The following is a 919-nucleotide window of genomic DNA, read 5'->3' on the forward strand; positions in this document are numbered from 1 at the left end:
GCGTCGGGCGAGATTATGTGGCGGAGCCGCCCTGACCGCTTTCGGGCCGGCCAAATCCACCTTGCCTCCGCTACATAATATTTCATGCCTCTCTCATGGCGCGGGATTCCCCTGTGCCACAACGCCGGAGGGGCAGAATGCTCGAGTTCTATTTTTCCTATTGTGGGGTGCTCAAGCGCCTGCGTAGCGGTGCACTCGGTGGCGAGATGGATCGCCTCGCGGAGCATTTTTTCGACCTTGGTTACAAGCGAGCGTCCGCCAAGATTTACTTGAGCCGGATCGCACGCTTTAGCCAGTTTGCCGCAACGCGCTGTGGTCGGATGCCGATCCATCAAGATGTCGTCGACAGCTATTTATGCACGTTTACTACAGATTCTCCACGCATTGGGGCAGCATCGGCGCTGGGACATGCACGGCGAGTGGCTCCGGAGCGCTTCATTGCTTCCGCTCCCAGGGTAGATGATGATCCGGATACTCCGCTTCTGACCTCATTTTCCGACTATTTGCGCAAGGCGCGAGGACTTGAGCCGAAGACCCGCGAAGGCGTTCTACTGGGCGGCCGCCGCTTTCTGGATTGGTTCCGCCATCATCATCCCGGTCAAAACCTCGAGGCGTTGACGGCTGAGCACGTCCTCGCTGCTGTCGAGCATCGGCTGTCGCTATCGGCGACCACCGGCACCCGCACGGCGGCGACTTCTCACATCCGAACATTTCTTCAGTTTTTATGTTGGGCTGGCCACCATGACCAGGATCTCGACCGCGTCGTCCCAAGGACGCCTCATTGGCGTTTGGCGCATTTGCCGCCGCGCCTTGCATGGGATGACGTTCGGCGCGCAATCGATGCGATCGGCGCAACGACGCCGGTCGACATCCGCGATCGAGCCGTCCTGCTGCTACTCGCCACCACGGGCATTCGCAA

Annotated in this window: 1 protein-coding gene; it reads left to right on the forward strand. The window is 60.0% G+C overall.

The window, feature by feature from the left end; genetic code table 11:
- Positions 1 to 137: 137 nt before the first annotated feature.
- Positions 138 to 919, forward strand: a 782-nt coding sequence (locus EOB49_RS34195) for a site-specific integrase (RefSeq protein ID WP_164781944.1), incomplete at its 3' end; no start/stop codon positions are given.

Source organism: Mesorhizobium sp. M7A.F.Ca.MR.148.00.0.0 (genome assembly GCF_003997735.1).
GTDB lineage: Bacteria > Pseudomonadota > Alphaproteobacteria > Rhizobiales > Rhizobiaceae > Mesorhizobium.